This window comes from Bradyrhizobium erythrophlei, from assembly GCF_900129505.1.
In the GTDB taxonomy this organism is placed as follows: domain Bacteria; phylum Pseudomonadota; class Alphaproteobacteria; order Rhizobiales; family Xanthobacteraceae; genus Bradyrhizobium; species Bradyrhizobium erythrophlei_D.
On the sequence record NZ_LT670818.1, the window covers coordinates 5346557 to 5368387 of the forward strand.

Genomic DNA, 21831 nt, shown 5'->3' on the forward strand with positions numbered 1-21831 from the left:
TTGGGGGACAAAGCCCCGTTCGCAAGCCGTGAAGCTACAGCATGATATTGACACCAGCGATCAGCAATGCAGACAATTCGCTGCAGTCTCGCATCGTGACAACTTCATAGGGGGTACGCATGACATGCTTCGAAGCCTACGGGTTTGCCGTGATCGGGGCAGGCCAACCGGCGGCCGCGCGGCTCTGCTAGCAGCATGACGGTTTCAGCGCCTCCTATTATCTTTCTACCCGGTTCAGGCGGTGGTACGCCGGACTTTAGCGTGTTCAGAGCGGGCCCCAATGATATGACCAGTTTTGAGCCGATTGCTTATCCCGATTGGCGACGCAGTGCTGCGGAGGGTTTCTCGGCAGAAGCTCTCATTGTGGAGTTAGTGGCGGAGATCTTGACGAGGGTTCCGCGGGGACCCATTCACATTGTTGGTCTTTCGATCGGCGGGCACTTCGGGTATGCCGCTGCGCTTCGACTTCAGGCAATGGGACGGGAAATCGCGGGTCTCTGCGCGATTGACTCGTTCATGATCATATCGGCCGAGCCGTCGGCCGGTTGGCAGGGCCGTGCTCTAGCAGAGGGTCTAGAATTGTTGCGCGGGGGACGCTTGAGCGACTTCACCCGCTTTGTACGATCGAAATTCTGGCGGGCGCTGCTTAGACTTGCCGGGGATCATTTGCCGAGGTTGTTCCAAGCATTTTCGTCGTCCGGCAAGCTGCCTTCGGTTTCTGGATTGGATCCGATTCTCGAAAAAGAATTGACGATGCGCTTGTTGGTCCGGGAAACGGCACCCTGGATCGCGTCGCTTGATCGAGAGCCAGTGGTGCTAAAGGCGCCGACAGTTTTGCTCCGGACCGGAGTCACTGCCGGCGATGACGACGCGTGGCGGCGCCGATGTCCGAATATCGAGATCTTCGAAATCAGAGGTCAGCACCATACCCTTTTTGAGGCTGAAAACATCGGCTCATTGCGCGAGGCCTTTCTCACTGCGACACGTGATTGGCGAAGGTGAGCACCGCGGAATTAGAGCCTTTTTCCGTTTCGATGGAATCGAAACGGTCCTAAACTAGTACAGCCGCCAAGCCGCTCGAGGCGCCTGCGCCGTTGAAGCTCTTCATAGAGGTGGGAATGCCGAGGGCAACGGGTTTGGTTTGCGCGGGCTGGCGAGGTGGGGCATCATTTTATTCATCACGGCGTAAACGTGCGGCTTATTCATCATCGTGCCGTGATCTTGATCCCCATGAACAAAATGAACGTCAAGGCCCTCCATCGCCCTTACGTGCCAGCCAAGAGTCTGATCTTTTAACTTTCTTTCGAAGGAATCGTCTGTGCGGATGAGCATAAATCGCTTTGGATATGGCTTCGGAACGAAGGATTTTAGAACGACAATGGACTCGGCCTGTTGCATGCCTTTCGGAACAGGCTGGCTTGCCGTTCGAAAAACCCGTCTGGCTACTCGCCAACTGAACAATTTTACTCGCTTAGAGATAGCCTTCCGCACCACTGCAACGGTATCAGAAAAGTTCCCTTGAATCAGGCTGCGTGCGTTTTTGTTCAATCGATCCACAATATGCAAAAGTCGAAATTGAACTAGTTCGCCCCGCGTGAGATTACTTTCGTATCCCGGATGCCAAGTGTCGAAGAGAGCCAAGAACGATACCTCCTCGCCTTCACTTAACAGCAGTCTAGCTATTTCGTACGCAACGAGACCGGCCTTGGAATATCCGCACAATTGGTAAGGGCCGTGCGCTTGAATCTTGCGAAGCTGTTCAAGAAAAGTTAGAGCAAGTTGCTCTACGGTTGGAAAATTTGATGCCCCATCCAATCCAGTGAAATAGAAATCGTACAGCGGCTGATCTTCCGGCAAGATGTCAGCGAATTCGCTAGAACCGGGCGGACCGGGAAAAATACAAAATAGGGGAGGTCTTTCGCCGGACGTTCGGACGGGTACAAGATGCGAACGACGGCTCGCTGAATTGCCATCTTCAGCACCTGCAGGATTTAGAGGCAGCCTTGCAAGCTGCGAGCAGGAAAGGGAGGCTTCTGAAAGCGCCTGACTACACCCTGTCAATTTGCTGTTTTCGCTTATCCGATTTCGATGCATAGCGAAGTTGCTTATGTTCATAGAGAATCATCCAAAACTTTCACACTCAACGCCATCGAATAAGGTGTGCTCTCGTCGTCCAATCGGCTCGCCATCTGCCTATAAGTTTATGTCCTTGGTGTTATCGATATCTACTTACCTAGAGCTGCCGATTTTACTGCCGACAACGTTTTCCGACATGGGATCCAAACGTCCATCGCGTCCGCTTTGAAAGCATCCAGGCGAGGATGAGCGCCGGGAGGGCTAGGCTGTGCGCCTATCTTCCGCAAGTAATGGTTAAAGCCGCGCGTCCTGCTGATTTTGCGTGCCGCCAAAGTTTCGAAGAAGAACGAGTAGGAGATAGAAATATCTCCGTTTGTCTCTACCCAGTGAGGCGCATTTTGCGGCTGGTGGAGGCCCTTGCCGGCGGAGAGCTTGAATACGTGCTCCAGCTTGGGGTCGCGTCTATTCAATTCCACCTGTGCTATGTCCACCATTCCGCGAAAATAGAACTGTTCCATTTCAGGCTCGGTCAGTGCCGACGGAGGATAGAGGTGGTAAATCTTTTCGCCGGCGATCTGGAAGAAGAATACGGCGGAGGGGTCGAAGTGGAAGGGAGTCAGGGTTTTCGCGGATGTCAGGAAGATCGACGATTCCAAACGCATGATGCGGTCAGTCTTTAGTCCTCCTGATAACGAGACGACCTGCTCGGTCAGTCCGTCCAAGAGTTCTTGGAATCTTGAATCATAGTCTTGCGGGCGCTTCAGAAGTATCCGAACGGATTCGGTTTTCAGGCGGTCTATGGCCTGGGATGGATTTAGGTTGGCCGACTTTACCGAACGAAACTTTTGGTCGGGAGCAGACGCGCTCGACGCAACCATATAGTCGGAATCATGCCCTTGGTATTTTTCCGCCAGAGTTCGGAGCGAGTCCAGACCGAAAAGATCCAGTGTGCTAAGATTGTGATCGAAGCCGATCGGCTCGCGATTGAACGATCGGTCCAAGGCCTGGGGAGCCAATTCAAGTCGGCCCATGTACGAATTATTTTTCATCGCCGAAAACCCCATTTAATTAAACTCGAGGCTCTGATTAGGAAAATATACGAATAATCGTCCCGAATGTCGATGCTGCGATATCTTGGTTAAGGCCAAGAAGGCTCGTTGAGCTCAGGAGGCGCTGGTGCCGTGGTCCGCCGTCGGTCGGTCTCCGAACTATTAACCTATCCAATTTGGCCAACGGCGTCAGCTTTTACACCTTCTGGCAAAACGACAGCGAACCCTAATTCCAGATCCGGTCGCCTCGATGCCCCCTGCGAATTATCCTCCGGGCGGCTAGCGCACAGCTCATCGCGAATGACTTCGCAGCGTCCCGGGTGTGATGCAAGCCCGGTAGTGACGGCTTCAGACCAAGTTTGCGAAGGTAATAATTTGAACGGTAAAGATTAGCCCTCATTGAATCCAGAAATTGGAAGTTTACGCTCAGGGATACCGAAATATTGTCGTCATTCTGCACCCAATGCGGAAAGTTGACAGGGATGTGAACGCCGCTTCCTGGCGTCATTTTGTAGGACGTCGCGCGGTCTTGATATTCGGGCCGGAACACCGGAGCATTATTATCGACAGCCCAGAAACGTTCGATCTCTTCCTCTGGAAGTAAATCTCTATCCTCACGATCGAACACGTGAATAGTTTTCGTACCCCTAATCTGAAGCAGAAAATTGCATTCTCGATCGATGTGATACGGTGTCACGCGCTTGGGTGACGTCACGAATATTAGGATGTCCTCCTGCCGAATATGGGCATCGACGCAGTTCCCCGTGATTTCCTTGATCTCCTTGAGGCCGCGGTCAAACAGCTCCCTGTACTCGGGATCGCGTTGAGTGTGCCTGAAGAGAAACCAGGCATCGGAGCTTTCGAGCTGCTGCATCGCCTCGACGGCCGAAAATTTTGCCTCCGGGATTTGATCCCAACGCTGGCCGGTTCGGACTTGGCCCATGTCGAAGTAAAGGTCATCGGGGCGCGATCTTATCGTTCGTTCCGCAAGCTCCAACAGCTTCGGGAGCTGAAAAAGCGGATGTGACGAGAGCCGGTGTGAAACCTCAAAACTTTGCCGATTAAATTTCTCTCCGGCCACGTTCGGATCGGTTGAAATCCAGCGCGGCTCACTCTGAAAATCGGATCCAATTGCAACTTTATCCAACATGGCTTCCTCCGAAGAAGACTAAAAATTGCGCAATCTTACTTTCGAACGAGTTCGGAATCAACGTCGCCCAAGCTTGGCGGCTCCGGGACAGAGCCATCAACGTTTGGACCTTCGGCGCCACAGCACGGTTAGGCAAAAACTTCCAGGCCAATCTAGCCGGGCGAAATGGGGGAAAGCAGGTATTCCAACTCGCTAAGGCGGAAGTTTCTCTTTGTCGCGCGCGTTACACCGGTGAATATCAGCTTCGCTCCTCGGCTCTTGAGCTCCTTGCGCAACATGATCAGAAGCCCGAAAAACCGGGCGTCAATCAGGCTAGCGTTCGATAGATCGATGATGATGGATTGCTTGTTAGTTAGCGCCTCTTGGAAACATGCTGTGGCCTTCGGGACGTGCAACTCGGAAGCTGCGCCGCATAGGCTGATCAAGATCGATTGATCATCGTGGGTTTTCTTGATCAGCAGGTCTTGTTGGTGTTTGCGCCTGAACTGATGCCATCGTGTCATGACCGCCAATGGCATAACGCGAGTTAACAGCAAACGCAGCAGTACAAGACCGTCATTCCGATAGCGTTTCCAGAGATGGTGCTCCTCTTTGATGCGCCACAACCACTCCAAGCCCCAGGTGCGCAGCATTGGGGGGGCCCGTTTAACAATTCCTGCCTGAAAATTGATCGCAGCGCCCAAATGGGCGCGTATTGGTATCGTCAGACGAGCATGGTTCCGTTGCAACCACAGCTGACCCTTTTTCGCCCCCAAAGATACAGCCAAAAAATCTGCACCGCTGGAATTTACCGCGTCGATAATATGATCGTCGCTCATTTCGCTGACTTCGCAGAAGCCGGGATCCATCGTTCCCACGCATTTCAAGCCACCCGGTACTGCGTTAAGTTTATTGGCAGCCGTCTCGGCGACGCCTTTCGCGCCTCCGAACAGGAAGATGCCAAGTCGACGCGTCCCCTTTCCCCGGGCTTGGAGGCGATCAAGCAGGTCAGCACCCGCCGCTCTCTCGGTGATGGGTAAACCGAGAAGCCGGGCGATCCAGACAATCGGCGTGCCGTCCGGGGGACAAAGATCGCTGTCCAACAGCGTCTCCCTGAATTCCTGATCCGACAGGCTGTTCACCAGGAAGTTGAGGTTCGGGGTTGAGATGAGAAAAACCGAGCGGTTGGCCGCAGCGGCCTCAGTTCTCTGCACGACCGTTGCCACGTTGATCGCGTCAATCGGCATACCCAGGACGCAATAGACCGAACGGGTAAGGTCGGATTGCGAAGTCGCATCTGCGAGCGCCGGGTCGAAGGCCGGTTTTGGTGCAGTCACGTCAGCTTCCTTGTACAACGCATGGCGGCGTGGTCGCGCCTGCGACACGGAATTATTTTGGTCGATCGCCATTTCGAAATCGGCCATCAAACTGTTGCCCGATAAAACTGTCGCCCGATAAGGAGTATTTGCCGCACTATCATAAGCCCGTACGTTTTATGCACCTGCTTATAGTCGGCTTTGAGTGATGTTTCCAATGGATGCTGTCGTGACTATACAGTTCCTTTGTGATTATTTGGGGGGTATTTGGCCAATTCTTTTATGGTTTCCGGAGGCGGCATGGAGGCATGCGGGCTCCGACAGCCAGCCAAATTCGGTAGTTATTCGAGCCGCTTGTCACAGCAAACACGTCGTGCCTGAATCGCCCCGCAAACGATTTAAGGTCAACCCGTTGCCGCGGACGATATTAACAACGTCTCTTTAGGGTAAATCTAATTAATTGCTGCGCGGAGCGGCTTCGAAAATTCAGCGGCCGACGAAGTTGCGGCGCCGAAGTTCCGCGGCAACAAGTTTCGCCATCGTCGTGTTCCCCGCGGCGCTGTAGTGGCCACCACAGGGTACGGGCGAAGTGAGCAGTCCAAATCCAGAGCGCGCGTTAGTATAGAACTCGCACGCGGACCGGCCTGCGAGGTCGTCGATCATCGCCTGGCCGGGATCGAAAACTTCGATGCCTTTGGCCTGCAGAGCCGCAACGAGTGGTGCGTATTCAAATTCGCCGTAATTCGCCTTTTCACGAAAGCTGTGGGAGAGCGGAAGCATGACGATAAGGGGGCGCTGACCCCGAGCCTTGGCCAAGTCGGCAAAGGCCTGGCATATAGCGGCGATCAATTGCAACGCGCCCGAGGGATGATCCGCGGAATATAGACTACTCCACGCGGCTCGTCGCACGAGAATGTTATGCAGGCGCGGCATGAGCGCGACCCGCGCGAGGGTCATGGTGTAGGGAAAGTGGAGAGTAACCGGCCCGTCGCGTGTGTCCGGCAAGAAGTAGGAATGCGGTAGCGTCTGTGCCGGGTTCCGGTTCATGGCAATAAAACCTTCCCTGTCGAGGCGCGGTCGAGGCAGCCATTTGAGCTGACCGGCCGAATCAAGCAGGAATCGACCCTTCAGGGCAGTCGGCTCGAGTGCAGACCCCAGCAAGCCGTCATACTGATTGATGTTATCCTCCACGTTGTTCGGATTTATTCCGAGTAACGCGATAGGCGAGGCATCATGAACCTGACGAAAGCGCAAATAGGCTTGGTCGGTGCCGTAGTTGCCGACCGCGTAGTTGGTCACGCGGCAGCCTAACAAGTGCGAAAGCTGCTCAATCCAGCCCTTGTCGTTTGCGACATCAGCACCACCAACGTATGAGTCGCCATAGGCGGATCCGCAGGAATGTCTGTTATCGGGGAATTCGGAATTGTTTTTGGCGCCCGACACGCGGTAGCCGCCAATTTCATCATCCGCGACCGATGCAAGGGCATCCCAGTTTTTGCGCGCCTGCTCAAGGTCTGGATTCCAGATCAACGGCGCCACTAGAAACCGGCAGATGAGAGCCGCGCCGCTCTCGACGATTGCGACCACAAGCAACACGAGCATTAGTCGACGCCAAATTCGACCGGAACGTTTAGTCATCGACCCGAACCGTGGTTGCGGATGAACAGGTCAATGCATTTCAAAATAGCAAAGTATAAAATACGTCTATGCTTAGGGGGAGAAAGTAACGGGTATATGATCGATGGCACAACTTTAACCTGTGTAATAGGTTGCGGGGACGTTTGTGCTAGATCAACCTTGTCCCTTAGGACACTAAATGAGCCGCGATTTTAAATCGCTACCGCTGCAGGGACAAATTAAAAAATTTACATGCTACCGAAAAGTGTGGTATTCTTCAATTGTTTCAATAACCTGGGGTGTCTTAATTTTAAATTTGAGGCGGCCAAATCGCGGCTAGCAGATAAATAGCTGAAAGAGACAGATGTTAGTTCTGCACGCATGATTGATCCAAATTTCCATGGTGTCCTTTACCGTAGGGGTTAACCAGGGTCCGAAATAGTGCATCTTCTCGACGGGCGAAAGGCTGACAAGACCACAATTCGCTTGGTATAGTTTTGTGAAAAGGGCGGCCGTGGTTTGCAGAACCGTTTGGGTGAGAGCCACGAGACCGTCATAGCAGTCCCCCGAATTTAGTTGGATTGCAGAGGGGTAGTGACCGATGACGCCAGCGGACGTTAGTTTGCTCGTCGCGAGATGGAATCCGCACCCGGTGGCGTCCCTCCAGTGCGAGACGATAGGCCGCTCCTTCGAGCGGCAGGTTGAGAGTACGCCTGACGGAATTGCGATCCAGCTCGGCTGCGATTGCATGACTTACCGCGAGCTCGATCGGCGCTCGAACCAACTTGCTCGAACCCTGATGAGTTACGGTCTCAAGCCGGATTCGCTGGTGGCCGTTTGCTTCGAGCGCTCGCTCGAAATGATTGTATCGATGCTTGCAATTCTCAAGGCGGGCGCCGGATATCTCCCGATTGATCCGTCATATCCTTCCGAACGAATCCAGTTGATCCTGGAGGATGCAAATCCATCGGTCATTTTGACCCAACGAGCGTTAGCCGCAAAGCTGCAGCAGGCCTCTGTACCGATCCTCTGCGTCGACGAAGAGCGAGTTTCGATCGCGAAGGAAGACCCCGGCAGGTTAGCAAGCGTCGCGTGCGTGGATGATCTCGCATATGTAATCTACACTTCGGGGTCTACAGGGAAACCGAAAGGCGTGATGGTAACCCATCACAATGTTGGCCGCTTGTTGAAGTCGACCGAGTCCTGGTTCAAGTTCGACTCGACCGACGTGTGGACCCTGTTTCACTCCTCTGCATTTGATTTCTCGGTTTGGGAAATCTGGGGCTGCCTGCTCACCGGCGGGCGCCTTATTTGCGTGCCTTACTGGGTCGCGCGTTCACCACGAGATTTTTACGGGCTGCTTGCGAAGGAGCAGGTTACGGTATTGAATCAGACGCCGGCCGCCTTTTATCAAATCATTCAGGTTGAAGATTCAGGATTGGTTGAACCGCTGGCGCTCCGTTACGTCATTTTCGGCGGGGAGGCCCTCAATTTCGTAAATCTGCGTCCCTGGTTCGATCGTCATGGCGACCGGAAGCCGCAACTGATCAATATGTATGGAATTACGGAGACGACGGTCCACGTTACCTACCGACCCGTAACTACCCAGGACTCGCTGACCGAAACCAGGAGCTTAATAGGCACTCCGATTCCAGACCTTCGTCTCTACCTGCTCGATTCTCAATTGCGGCCGGTTCTCCCGGGCGTCGCTGGTGAGCTCTATGTAGGTGGGGCAGGCGTGGCGAGAGGCTATCTGAACCGACCCCAACTTACCGCTGAGCGATTTGTTGCAGATCCCTTTGCCGGACAGCCGGGCGCTCTGATGTACAAGTCTGGAGACCTCGCGCGCCTTCTCGATAACGGTGATATCGAATATCTCGGGCGCGGAGATATGCAGGTAAAAATCCGCGGTTTCCGTATCGAACTGGGAGAGATTGAGGCGACACTGGTAGAGCATCCGGGCGTGCAGCAAGCGGTGGTGTCGGCACGCAGGGATGGCCCAGGAGAGCAGAAATTGGTCGCGTATTTCGTAAAAGGGGCGGCCGGCTCACCAACCGCGAGGGACCTGCGGGATTTTCTTCGGGCAACGCTTCCGGAACATATGATCCCATACGCCTATGTGCAGCTCGATGCGTTGCCCCTGACGGTAAACGGGAAGATCGATCGGGCTGTTTTGCCGCCCCCGACGGTTGCCATCCCCGCTGAGCCTGACGCGACGGCAACGCAACTGGAGCGCGAGATCGTTGACATCTGGTGCCAGACCCTCGGCAAGCAGCGGATCGGGCTGGGCGATAATTTTTTCGATCTCGGAGGCGATTCCCTTCTGCTCGCCACCGTACATACCAATGTGCGAGAGAAATTGAAAATCGAGATCTCCATAACCGACTTGTTCGAGTTTCCTACGGTCCGGTCGCTCGCTCGCCACTTGGGCACCAAATCGTCAGCGGAGCCTTCTTTCATCGACGCGCAGCGGCGAGCACAAAAGCAACGTGCCGCATTCGCCCGTAAGCACGTAGGTCGCATAAGAGGTACATCGTGAGCGACCAGGAGACACAGGGCGCAGCTCTAGAAGGCGTCGCCATCATTGGTATGGCCGGACGTTTTCCGGGCGCGCGCAGCGTTGCCGAATTCTGGCGCAATCAGCTCGAGGGCATCGAATCGATTTCTCATTTCCGCGTCGAGGATCTGGAGATCTCGAATAGAGCCGGCGTCGCCAACGACCCTCGTTACATCAGGGCGCGGTCGGTTCTCGACGATGTTGATCTCTTCGATGCGGATTTTTTCGGCATCTATCCACGCGAAGCCGAATTGATGGATCCGCAACAGCGGCTCTTTCTCGAATGCTGCTGGCAGGCGATCGAAGACGCGGGTTATGTTCCAGATACATATCCCGGACAGATTGGCATATATGCCGGTTCCAGCGTCTGGTCGTATTTTCTGACCCGGCTTTGCACCGCGCCCGGATTCATCGAAAAGTTCACGTCGGGCTACCAGGTGTCGAACTACTTCGAGATGATGGGAAACAGTCTCGATTTTCTGTCGACCCGCGTTTCCTATAAGCTGAATCTGCGCGGCCCGAGTTTCACCATGGTGTCGGCATGCTCGACCTCGCTGCTTGCCGTTACTCAGGCGTGTCAGTCGCTTTTGACCTATCAGAGCGACATGGCGCTGGCCGGGGGTGTTTCGATCACGTTTCCGCAGAAGCGCGGCTATTACTACCAGGACGGTGGCATGGTGTCGCCGGATGGTCATGTTCGGGCATTCGACGCCGATGCCCAGGGTACAGTTTTTGGCAGTGGACTCGGCGTGGTACTGCTGAAGCGGCTGGACGAAGCGATACGCGACGGCGACCAGATCTACGCGGTCATTCGTGGTTTCGCCGTCAACAATGACGGCTCGGCCAAGGTCGGCTACACGGCGCCGAGCGTCGAGGGGCAGGCCAGCGTCATTGCGATGGCGCAGGAGGCCGCGGGAGTCGAGCCGGAATCCATTGGATACATCGAAGCGCACGGAACCGGGACGCCTCTGGGCGATCCGATCGAACTCGCTGGGCTAACACGGGCTTTCCGCGCACGAACCGACCGAACGCAATTTTGTACAATCGGGACGGCGAAAACCAATGTCGGACATCTGGACATCGCGGCGGGCGTGACTGGGCTGATCAATGCCACGCATATTGTGCGAGATGGCATGTTTCCGCCTACGCTCCATTTCAACCAGCCGAACCCGAATTTCGATTTCAAGAGCAGCCCGTTCCGGGTCATCAGCAAGCGCACCGAATGGAAGACGGACGGCGGGCTTCGCCGCGCTGGCGTCAGCGCTTTTGGCGTTGGCGGAACGAACGCACACGTCGTGCTCGAGCAAGCTCCCGAGCGGCATTCCTTGCCGTCAGCGCGGCCCAATCATCTTCTTGTGCTGTCTGCACGCTCACTGGCGGCGCTCGATCAGGCTACCGATAATCTGGCCGCGCATTTGAAGTCCCACCCGGACCTGAACCTCGCCGACGTCGCCTGGACCCTGCAAGCCGGCCGGCGATCGTTCGATTGCCGCCGCGCGGTGGTTGCCGCCAATGCGACGGAAGCGATTGCCTCGCTTTCAAAGCGCGACCGCGAGCACGTGCAGACGCGATCGAAGCCGAACACTGAGCCGGAGCTCTATTTTCTCTTTCCGGGGCAGGGATCGCAGCACCCGAATATGGCGCGCGAGATTTATGACACAGAGCCGGTATTTCGCGAAGCGGTCGACCGCTGCGCACAGATACTGCGTCCCCATCTCGATACCGATCTCCTGACATTGCTCTACCCGCCGGACGGCACCGGCGACGAAGTGAAGCGACGCGTCACGGAAACCGTTATCGCGCAACCGGCGATTTTCACGATCGAGTATGGCCTGGCGCAGCTCTGGATGAGTTGGGGCATCCGGCCCAAGGCCATGGCCGGTCACAGCATTGGAGAATTCGTGGCGGCCTGCCTGGCAGGCGTGATTTCGCTCGAAGATGCCCTTACGCTGGTGGCGTTGCGCGGGCGGATGATGCAGGGGCTCCCTGCGGGCGGGATGCTCTCGGTGCGCCTCTCGGAGGCCGAGGTCCGCAAACGCCTCCCCGATACGCTGTCGCTCGCGGCTGTCAACTCCCCGTCCTTGTGTGTCGTTGCCGGAGCGCTTGAACCGCTTGGACAATTCGAACACGAGATGACCGAAGCAGGCGTTGCGTGCCGCCGGTTGGTGACCTCGCACGCTTTCCATTCCGGCATGATGGATCCGCTGATCGATCCGCTGACCGATGCTTTGTCGAAGGTGCAGCTTAGCCCGCCGCAGATCCCCTATGTGTCCGGTGTAACCGGCGCCTGGATTACCGCGGACGAGGCTACCGATGCGCGATACTGGGCGCGGCATGCGCGTGAAGCGGTTCAGTTCTCCGCTGCAATCAAGGAGTTGCGAAAGAACCCGCAAGCGATCCTCCTCGAGGTCGGTCCGGGTAACGTGTTGGCGACGCTTGCGCGCCAACATGGCGGGTTTCCGGCTGATCAGGCCATCGTCTCTTCGCTCTCCGACGGGTTTTCCGGCGAAGGCGATTTCGAAGCACTTATGACGGCTTTGGGAGCTCTATGGCTTGCCGGCGAAAAGCCGGATTGGACCGTGCTTAACCGGGGCGGGGCCCGTCAGCGTGTTTCATTGCCGACCTACCCGTTCCAACGCAAGCGCTATTGGCTGGAAAGCATCGCGGTCCCGGCGGAGACACCGGTCGCGATACCATCTGCGGGCGAAGCTACGACGAAATTCGCCGTAGCGGAGTCCCAAATCAATCAGGGAACAGAATCCGTGAACATCGTGCCGAATATTCCCTCCGTTCCGCAGCCGACGTCGTCTGCAGATCGTGCAACTCGGGTCCAGGCTGCGCTCGTCGAGATGTTCGCAGAGCTGTCCGGTATCGACCTCTCCACGTTGGACAGCGCGACAACGTTTCTGGAACTGGGTTTTGACTCCCTGTTCCTCACGCAGGCTGCCCAGGCACTGCAGGAGAAATTCGGCATCAAGGTCACCTTCCGGCAGCTTCTCAACGATGTAGCCAGCCTCGACGCGCTGACCGAATATGTCGAGAGCCTTCTCCCGCCCGAGATCTTTGCCGCACCCGCGACGGCCGAGGCGCAACTGGCGCCGGTGCAGCCCGCTCTTCCTGCGGCGGGTCCCGTCGCGTCGGCAGTTGCGCAGCTAACATCGGTCCCTGCCGGGACGGCGTCTGAATCTTTGGTTGAGCGTCTGATGCGCGAGCAGCTTCAGGCGATGAACCAGCTATTCGCGAAGCAGCTCGAAACTCTCCAGGGCACCCCGTCCAGGCCGGCTACGTCCCCGCCGTCGAGCGCGGCGATCTCCGCGCCGGTGACAAAGGCGCCCGCCAAGGTGGCCGCGAGCGCCGTGGACGCGGGGGCGGCCGCCGCTGCGAGCAAGCCGCTCGGCGACGAGATCAAGCCGTTCGGGCCATATAAGCCGCCGCAAACGGCCGCGTCGAAAGAATTGACGAAAAAGCAAGAGAAGCACCTCAACGTTTTGATCGACCGTGTCACGCGACGCACGGCCAAATCGAAAAGTTTTACGCAGGAGTATCGCAAGGTATTGGCCGACCCGCGCGTCGTGTCGGGTTTTCGTCCCCAGTGGAAGGAGATGGTCTATTCGATCGTGACGGACCGTTCGAAGGGCTCGCGTATTTGGGATATCGACCGCAACGAGTACATCGATCTCGTCAACGGTTTCGGACCCATCATGCTGGGTCACCGGCCGGACTTCGTCGAAAAGGCGATCGAAGCCCAGCTTCGCGAGGGATTCGAGACCGGTCCGCAGACGCCGCTCGCCGGTGAAGTGGCAAGAATGTTTTGCGAAATGACCGGCAACGAGCGCATGGCGTTTTGCAATACGGGTTCGGAGGCCGTCCTTGCGGCCATGCGCGTGTCGCGGACCGTGACCGGCCGGAACAAGGTCGTCATGTTTAGCGGTGACTATCACGGAATGTTCGACGAGGTACTCGTCAAAGGCTTCAAGAACAAGGCTGGTGAGCCGCAATCCGCCCCGATCGCGCCGGGCATTCCGCGACAAAGCGTCTCCAACATGATCGTGCTCGACTACGGCACGGAAGAATCGCTCGAATGGATAAGGCAGAACGCAAGGGATCTGGCCGCGGTTCTGGTCGAACCGGTGCAGAGCCGTCATCCCGACACACGGCCAGTGGAATTCCTGAGGGAGGTTCGCAAGATCACCGAGGCGTCCGAAACCGCGCTCATCTTCGATGAGGTTGTGACCGGTTTTCGCGTCCACCAGGGCGGTTGCCAGGCGTTGTTTGGAATTCGCGCCGATCTCGCGACTTATGGAAAAGTTGTCGCCGGCGGCATGCCGATCGGTGTCCTCGCCGGCAAGAGCCGGTTCATGGACGCTCTTGACGGCGGCATGTGGCGGTATGGCGACGAGTCTTATCCTGAAGTGGGGGTGACTTTCTTCGCCGGCACCTTCGTGCGCCATCCGCTGGCGGTAGCGGCCACGAAAGCTGTGCTGCAGCATTTTTGGGAACAGGGTCCTGCTTTGCAGGAGCGCCTGAACGAGCGGACTGCCCGGCTGGTGCGAACGCTCAACGAAGCGGTCGAGCGGCATGGGCTTCCGACTCGTATCGAAAGTTTCGGAAGTTTCTTCTATTTCAGCTTCCCCGCAGCAGAGCGCTTTGCCAGCCTGTTCTATTTCTATATGCGCGACAAGGGCATCCACATTCGCGAAGGCTTTCCGTGTTTTCTGACGACCGCGCACAGCGATGCGGACATCGAGGCCATTGCTCGAGCCTTTGAAGAAAGCGCGGTGGAGATGTTAGAGGCTGGCTTCTTCGAGCAGGCGGGAGCAAGGGATATTGCTCTGCCGGCGCCGACGGCCACGAAATCCGGGCGTGAGGAGGCTCGGGAAGCGCCAGTAACGGAGTCCCAACTCGAGGTTTGGCTGTCTGACCAGTTGAGCGAGGAGGCGTCCTGCAGCTACAACGAGTCCTTTTCGCTGCATCTGCGCGGAAACGTCAACCAATCGGCGCTTAAGCAGGCGCTTCAGTCTATCGTGTCGCGCCACCAGGCGTTTCGCGCGACCTTTGGTAGCGAGGGTGAGCTGCAAAACTTTGCTACGGAGCTGAGGATCGACGTACCGACTGTCGACCTGACATCCCTGACGCCGAGCGAACGAGAAGGGCGGCTGCAGCAGATCGTCAGAGATGATGCACACTTGGCTTTCCAGTTGAGCAAGGGACCTCTGGTTCGCGCCCAGTTGGTGAAGATGGCGGCCGAACATCAGGTTCTGATTTTCACCGCGCACCACATCGTCTGCGACGGCTGGTCCACGAACGTCCTGCTTGATGAGTTGTCCCAGGCGTACAACGCGATAAGCGGGGGCGCGGCGTGGAGTCCGTCGGTCCCAATGCCTTTTGCGGAATATGCGAATTCGCAGGCGAAATTCGTTGATAGCCCCGAAGGAAAGAAAAACGAGCAATATTGGCTGGAGCAGTTCCGGCAGCCGGCGCCGCTGCTCAACCTTCCCGTCGATCGCACGCGGCCCGCCATCAAGGAGTTCAAGGGCGCAACCCACCGGACGAGGATTGCTGCGGAATCCTACAACCGTATCAAGAAATTCGGCGCAAGCCAGAAGTGCACTCTATTCGTGACGCTGCTTGCCGGTTTCCAGATTTTGCTCAGCCGGTTGAGTGGCCAGGACGACATCGTGGTCGGAATTCCGACCGCTGGCCAATCATTGTTGGACGACGCGGTTCTGGTCGGCCACTGTGTGAATTTTATCCCTCTACGCGGTGGACTTGCGGGAAATCCGACTGCTGCGGAATTCCTGGCGCAGATGAAGCAGACCGTCCTGGCAGGTTACGAACACCAAAATTACACCTATGGACGGCTGGTTCGCAAACTTGCGCTGCAGCGCGATCCGAGCCGTTTGCCGATCACGGAGATCCAGTTCAATCTGGAGCGAGTAGGGGGCGCGCTGGGTTTCGACGGGCTGGAGGCTGAGGTCGACCCCAATCCGAAGGGCTTCGTGAATTTTGATATTTTCCTCAACATCATGGAATCAAAGGACGGTCTTACGCTCGATTGCGACTACAACACTGGGCTGTTCGACGAGGAGACGATCGGGCGTTGGCTTGAGCACTACAAGGTACTGCTGGAAGGAATGGCGGCGCGGGCCGATCGGCCCGTATCCGTGCTTCCTCTCCTGTCGGCATCCGATGTACGGCAGTTTGAAAGTTGGAATGAAACGCGCGTCGAGCGCGCGGGTGGGCTGACGGTCCATGGCCTTTTTGAAGCGCAGGCAAAGGACACCCCCGATGCGGTTGCCGTTGTTTTTGGGCCAAGCCAGTTCACCTATGCGGAGCTGGACCGCAGGACGAACCAATTGGCGCACCATCTGCGCAAGCTTGGTGTGAAGCCGGGTGTGCTGGTCGGGGTGTTCATCGAACGCAGCCTGGAGATGCTTGTTGCATTGCTGGGAACCCTGAAGGCGGGCGGGGCCTATGTGCCGATCGACCCGACATTCCCGCCCGAACGGGTCCGCTTCGTTCTCGAGGACGCCGGCGCATCGGTCGTCCTGACGCAAACGGCGTTGACGAAGGAATGGTCCTTTGGCGATGCGCGGGTCGTGCAGCTCGACGGGGATTGGGAGTTGATTGCCCGTGCCGATACGAAGAAGCCGGATGCTATCGCCGCCCCAGAGGATCTCGCCTACGTCATCTACACGTCAGGCTCGACGGGCAAGCCAAAGGGTGTCGAGGTCCCGCATCGCGCGGTGGTGAATCTGCTGCAATCCATGCTGGTGCAGCCGGGTTTGGCCAGGACCGATGTGCTGGCGGCGGTTACCACATTATCGTTCGATATTTCGGGACTGGAGCTGTTCCTGCCGCTTTGCGTCGGCGCCAAGTTGGCGATTGTCAGCCGTGAGACGGCACAATATGCGGTCCAACTGCTGGAGTATCTGAAGGAGGTCAGCGCCACCGTCGTCCAGGCGACTCCGGTCACGTGGCAGCAGCTGCTGGAGGCCGGCTGGCGCGGCGAGCCTGCGCTCAAAGTCTTGTGCGGCGGCGAGGCGTTCCCTCGCGAACTTGCCAACGAGCTGGTGAAGCGCGCCCAGTCGGTCTGGAACATGTACGGGCCGACCGAAACGACGATCTGGTCGGCCGCGGTGGAAGTGAAGGCCGGAGATGGGCCGGTGCCGGTTGGACACCCGATCGCCAACACGCAGCTTTTCGTGTTGGATCGTGAGCTTCAGCTTGCTCCTATCGGCGTGCCGGGTGAGTTGTACATTGCGGGTCTTGGCCTGGCGCGCGGGTATCATAATCGACCGGAACTCACGGCGGAGAAATTCGTCGCAAATCCTTTCGCGAAGGAGCCGGGCGCCAAAATGTACAAGACCGGGGATCTCGTGCGGCGGCGCAGCGATGGAACATTGGAGTTCCTTGGCCGCCTGGACAACCAGATCAAGCTGCGCGGCTTTAGAATCGAATTGGGCGAGATAGAGAGCGTGCTGGGAAATCATCCCGGCGTCGCTCAGGCTGTCGTCTTGCTCCGCGAGGACGTCCCGGGGGAAAGACGGCTGGTTGGGTACCTTGTCGCTGCCAAGGGCGCGGTGCCCACGACGGCGGATCTGCGCGACTTTCTGGTGAAAAACCTGCCGGCCTACATGGCGCCAGTGGCATACGTGACCGTTGAGGCGATGCCGTTGACGCCCAATGGCAAGATTGACCGCGGTGCACTTCCTGTTCCAAACTGGTCAAAACAGCCGGAGGGGCTCGCCTACGTGGCGCCCCGGAGCCCGGGAGAGGAAGCGATGGCGGGAATCTGGGCCGAGGTGTTGCGGCTGGAGCGCGTCGGTATCAACGATAATTTGTTTGAGTTGGGGGCTGACTCGCTCCACGTGTTCCAGATCACGGCGCGCGCCAACAAGGCAGGCATTCAGGTAACGCCACGACAGGTATTACAGTTCCGGACGATTGCGGCGATCCTAGAGCAATTGGCCAGCAGCTCGCAAAATCAGGCACAGCCCCCGAAGCAGGCCATAAAGCCGGTGCCGCGGCACAAGTACCGGCTGGCGCCGCAGCCCGTCCGCCAGGTAACGTAGATGGCCACAATCATCAAACTTCCTCATGTGGGCCGGGAGGTCGATCACCGAGAATCCGGGGGCAACCAGTTCAATCTTGCTTTCCCGCTTTCGCCGGCGCAGGAGCGGGTTTGGCGAGCTGACCGGCAGGATCCGGGTGATCCGGCGTATAATTGCGCGTTCCGCTGGAGCCTTGAGGGTCCGTTGGATGTTCCTGTTCTCGAGCGTGCCTTTGATGAGATTGTGTGTCGTCACGAAATTCTGCGTGCCACCTTCACGCAAATTGGTGTTGATCCCGTTCAGCTGATCGCACCTTCGATTGATCTCAAAGTCGTTGTCAGCGACCTCCGCAGAATACCTGAGGCAGAGCGCGAATCCGAAACAGACCGCATTTGCAGGGAAGAGGCGACGCGTGGGTTCGATATTGGAACGGGACCGCTCATCCGCGTCAGACTAGTTCAAACCGGCGAGCGACGCCACTTTCTGCTGCTCACACTGCATCTTCTGATTGCCGACGGCTGGTCCATCCGCGTCATCATGGGGGAGTTACAGAAACTCTATAGCGCCTTCAGCGAAGGGCGCGATTCGCCTCTGCCCGACCTCACCATTCAGTACCCGGACTACGTCGTATGGCAGCGCGAAGGCCAAGGGGAGAGGGCGCATCGCGATCAGCTTGCTTATTGGAAATCGAAGCTCACTGACTACCGCCGGCTGGACCTACCTGGCGATCTTCCGCCATCGAGTGGGTTCACCCGCGACAGCGATATCGTCTCCCAGGAGTTGCCGCGTGAACTTACCGACGCGTTGAACGGATTGAGCAACCGGCAGGGCGGTACGATGTTCGTCACCGTCCTGGCCGCATGCAATGTTTTGCTCCGTCGCTACACCGGGGAGACCGATATTGCGGTGGGATCGGAGCTTGCCGGACGCAGCCGCACTGAACTGGAGGGGCTGGTCGGCCTTTTCATAAATCACATGGTGTTCCGGACGAATGTTTCCGGCGATCCCACGTTCCTGGAGCTTGTAGATCGCATCCGGGACACGACGTGGGACATTTTTGCCAATCAGGACGTGGCGTTCGAAGACGTGATCAAAGCACGGCGGGCTGACGGTGAGCCGTGCCCGGAACCCTTCATCCACGTCAATTTCAACTGTTACCGGGCCTATGGCGGCAATTCCAATTTTTTTCTTGAGCCGTCGAAAATTCAGGTGGTACCGGTTCCGTCGATTTCGCAGGGGGCGCTATACCGGTTGAACTTCTTCATGATCGAACGCGAAAGCGGCTGGAGATTGTCGGTCGACTACAACAAAGACTATTACAGCGCAGAGTTCGCCCTACGGCTGCTGAAGGATTTCGGGGAGATCTTGGAGGGAGTTGCGGCCAATCCTGAACGGAGGATATCCGAGTTTCAACTTTCTGAAGCATCGTCTGGAAAAAGTCTTTCGGCGGTTGTCGCACCTGCAACGCCGGCTGTGGCGGCGACGACAGCGGCCAGCGACGTCGCCCAGGAAGAGTTCTATACCCTGCCGGCGAGCGTCGTGCAGGAACGTTTTTGGCTCCTTGCCAAACTCGATCCAACCTCACCTAAATTTCACATGCGCGCGACCGTTCACCTGACGGGCTCGCTCTCAGAAGATGCACTTGAGAAGAGCTTTCAGAGTCTGGTTGATAGGCACGAGATCCTGCGTACCACGTTTGCCGAGGAGGATGGAGGCCTTGTCCAAGTCATCGCAAGCCAGACGAGATTCTCGCTGTCGATTGTTACCCTCCTCGAGACCGCCGATGCCGCTCGCGAGGAAAAGCTGCAGGAATTGTTGCTCGAAGAGGCCAGGCATCCCTTTGATCTCGTGCGCGGCGCCCTTTTTCGCGCCTGCCTATTTCGCCTGCAGCCCGACGATCATGTGCTGATCATCACGACACACCACATCATCGCCGATGGGTGGTCGCAGCGCATTGTTCAAAACGAACTATGGTCGATGTACGAGGCGCTGGCGAGCAATCGTTCACCCCCATTGTCTCCCCTGCCGATTCAATACGCCGACTTTGTGGCCTGGCAAAAGGACTGGTTGAACTCAGAGGAGGCCACCCAGCACCTGAATTACTGGCTGAAGCAGCTGGAGGGGCCGCTCAAGATCCTTAATTTTCCCACAGACCATCCACCGGCTCTCAAGATAAGCTCCAACGGGGGGATCGAGTCTCTCGCTGTACCGGGGGATTTGCTGCTGGCTTTGAAGAAATTGGGCAGATCCGAAGGCGTGACGATGTTCACCCTGACGTTGGCCTGCTTCGCGATCCTCATTTATCGGTATTCAAATCAGGTGAATATGGTGATCGGCTCGCCAGTGGCCAATCGGAAGCCGGAGACCGAGCCGCTCGTTGGGCCTTTCGCCGGCCCGGTGCCGTTCCGGTTCGATTTGTCGGACAATCCGACTCTGCACGACGTCATCAGCCGCGTCAGCCAAATATCGCTGGAAGCGCTTGACCACTCCGATCTTCCATTCGAGGCTCTGCTTCGGCAACTGCGGGTGCAGTCGGTCAACGGACGCACCGCGTTTTTCCAGTTTTATTTTCTTTATCAGACCGCTTTTCTCCAACCCCACAAATTGCCGGCACTCACGATAACCCCTATGCCGACCTTCAGCGTTGGCACACCGTTTGAATTGCAGCTCGCCATGATCGAACGGCAGGACGAAGTGCGTGTCAATCTGGAATATAATGCCGACTTGTTCGAGCCGGCGTCGATTCGAGCGCTGCTGCGGTACTACGAGATGCTGTTGCGAGAGATGGTGTCGAACCCGAATCGACCCATTGCAGATCTCGCGGCGCCCGTTGTTGGAGAAAGCTTTCGCCGGTCGTCCAATGCGACCGCGGAGGTAACCCGTGTGTATGAAGCGCCGCGCAACGATGACGAATTCAAGCTGACGGAAATCTGGCAGGCCATCCTCAAGGTACCTCAAATCGGAGTGCACGACAATTTCTTCGAGCTCGGCGGTCATTCGCTCTTGGCGGCTCAACTTGTGTCTCAGGTTAAGGCGCAATTCGGGATCACGATCGATCTATCGATTTTGATGGTCGCTCCGACAGTCGAGCGACTGGCCAGAAAATTGCGCCAGTCGCTACAGAAGGACCAGGCACACATCGTAGTGATCCGGGAAGCGGGCGCGAAGCCTCCGCTTTTTTGCGTACACGGCGGTGGCGGCCATCTGCTCGATTATCGTGACTTGATCGCGTCTTTGCCGGAGGACCAGCCTGTCTACGGATTGCGCGCTTCAGATGTGAACGAGGTTTATCCGGAGACAGTGGAGGAGTTGGCGGACCAATACCTTTTAGAGATCCAGAGAGTGCAGGAGCAGGGACCTTATCAAATCTGCGGGTTGTCGTTTGGCGGCCTGGTAGCATATGAGATCGCACGGAAGTTGATCGAAAAAGGTCAACCGGTCGAATTCGTCGCTCTTTTTGACACCGGAAACTGGGCCTATTACCGAAATCTTCCGCCGCAGAGAATGGCGCAATTCCGGCGCACCTATATAATCGATCGGCTTCAGAAGTACGGTCGAAATCTGATACAGGGTCGGTTCGATGAGTTCGCCGCGGACGCGCACCAGTTCGTGACCAGCAGACTGAATGCGGTTCTCTGGAAGGTAACTCGACAGGCCTGTCGGATGATGAACCTTCCAGTGCCAAAAATCGTGCGCAGCAATATCGTCGTATTCACTGCGGTTGGCCAAAACTATGTTCCGAAGACCTATCCAGGGCGACTGCTTCTCTTTCGCGCAGAGGGCAGAACTGCGGAATATGGAGATGACTTGACGCTCGGTTGGACTGATATCGCTCGGGATGGTGTTGTGGTTCATCAGGTTCCGGGCAGCCATCTGTCGATCATGCGAAAACCGCACGTAGACCGGTTGGTCGAACAATTGATTCCTTATCTGGCTGATGCCCGTAACGGCACCGCGGATTTAATTTCACGGGCCGCTCCTGCTATGGGCGCACAAATAAAAACCCATAATTGCTCGAAATAAAGAAGCTTGC

General features: G+C 57.0%; 9 protein-coding genes. 4 read left to right on the top strand and 5 right to left on the bottom strand.

Annotated elements, in window-relative coordinates:
* Window positions 1-195 precede the first annotated feature (195 nt).
* Window positions 196-1002 (top strand): alpha/beta fold hydrolase, encoded by an 807-nt coding sequence (locus tag B5525_RS24720; RefSeq protein WP_079568338.1) that lies wholly within the window; start codon window positions 196-198, stop codon window positions 1000-1002.
* 102 nt (window positions 1003-1104) lie between these two features.
* On the opposite strand, the gene B5525_RS24725 is transcribed toward B5525_RS24720, so the two are convergent.
* The 5 genes from B5525_RS24725 to B5525_RS24745 all read right to left on the bottom strand — a co-directional run bounded on the left by B5525_RS24725 (window position 1105) and on the right by B5525_RS24745 (window position 7172).
* On the bottom strand, window positions 1105-2115 hold the full coding sequence (locus tag B5525_RS24725; RefSeq protein WP_079568339.1) for a thioesterase domain-containing protein: 1011 nt from the start codon (window positions 2113-2115) through the stop codon (window positions 1105-1107).
* Window positions 2116-2225: 110 nt separating this feature from the next.
* Window positions 2226-3125, bottom strand: coding sequence for a cupin-like domain-containing protein (locus B5525_RS24730; protein ID WP_172899960.1), 900 nt, complete (start codon window positions 3123-3125; stop codon window positions 2226-2228).
* A gap of 226 nt (window positions 3126-3351) precedes the next feature.
* Entirely contained in the window at window positions 3352-4275 is a 924-nt protein-coding gene (locus tag B5525_RS24735) for a cupin-like domain-containing protein (RefSeq protein ID WP_079568341.1), read from the bottom strand.
* A 152-nt stretch (window positions 4276-4427) separates the two neighbouring features.
* Window positions 4428-5678 (bottom strand): WecB/TagA/CpsF family glycosyltransferase, encoded by a 1251-nt coding sequence (locus B5525_RS24740; RefSeq protein ID WP_079568342.1) that lies wholly within the window; start codon window positions 5676-5678, stop codon window positions 4428-4430.
* Between the two features lie 378 nt (window positions 5679-6056).
* Window positions 6057-7172, bottom strand: a complete 1116-nt coding sequence (locus tag B5525_RS24745; RefSeq protein ID WP_079568343.1) for a hypothetical protein — start codon at window positions 7170-7172, stop codon at window positions 6057-6059.
* A gap of 763 nt (window positions 7173-7935) precedes the next feature.
* On the opposite strand from B5525_RS24745, the gene B5525_RS24750 reads away from it, so the two are divergent.
* The 3 genes from B5525_RS24750 to B5525_RS24760 are packed head-to-tail and all read left to right on the top strand — an operon-like array spanning window position 7936 to window position 21821.
* Window positions 7936-9726, top strand: a complete 1791-nt coding sequence (locus tag B5525_RS24750) for an amino acid adenylation domain-containing protein (protein WP_244567570.1) — start codon at window positions 7936-7938, stop codon at window positions 9724-9726.
* The gene (locus B5525_RS24755) at window positions 9723-17819 is read left to right on the top strand and encodes a hybrid non-ribosomal peptide synthetase/type I polyketide synthase (RefSeq protein ID WP_079568345.1); all 8097 of its coding nucleotides are present in this window, start codon (window positions 9723-9725) and stop codon (window positions 17817-17819) included. The genes B5525_RS24750 and B5525_RS24755 overlap by 4 nt, the downstream gene beginning before the upstream one ends.
* Window positions 17820-21821, top strand: a complete 4002-nt coding sequence (locus tag B5525_RS24760) for a condensation domain-containing protein (protein WP_079568346.1) — start codon at window positions 17820-17822, stop codon at window positions 21819-21821. It begins immediately after the preceding gene.
* Window positions 21822-21831 lie beyond the last annotated feature (10 nt).

Coding starts and splice junctions, on each gene's coding strand:
- B5525_RS24735 (WP_079568341.1), bottom strand. CDS start 4,275: ATGTTGGATAAAGTTGCAATTGGATCCGATTTTCAGAGTGAGCCGCGC.
- B5525_RS24745 (WP_079568343.1), bottom strand. CDS start 7,172: ATGCTCGTGTTGCTTGTGGTCGCAATCGTCGAGAGCGGCGCGGCTCTC.
- B5525_RS24720 (WP_079568338.1), top strand. CDS start 196: ATGACGGTTTCAGCGCCTCCTATTATCTTTCTACCCGGTTCAGGCGGT.
- B5525_RS24725 (WP_079568339.1), bottom strand. CDS start 2,115: ATGAACATAAGCAACTTCGCTATGCATCGAAATCGGATAAGCGAAAAC.
- B5525_RS24750 (WP_244567570.1), top strand. CDS start 7,936: ATGACTTACCGCGAGCTCGATCGGCGCTCGAACCAACTTGCTCGAACC.
- B5525_RS24730 (WP_172899960.1), bottom strand. CDS start 3,125: ATGAAAAATAATTCGTACATGGGCCGACTTGAATTGGCTCCCCAGGCC.
- B5525_RS24760 (WP_079568346.1), top strand. CDS start 17,820: ATGGCCACAATCATCAAACTTCCTCATGTGGGCCGGGAGGTCGATCAC.
- B5525_RS24740 (WP_079568342.1), bottom strand. CDS start 5,678: ATGGCCGATTTCGAAATGGCGATCGACCAAAATAATTCCGTGTCGCAG.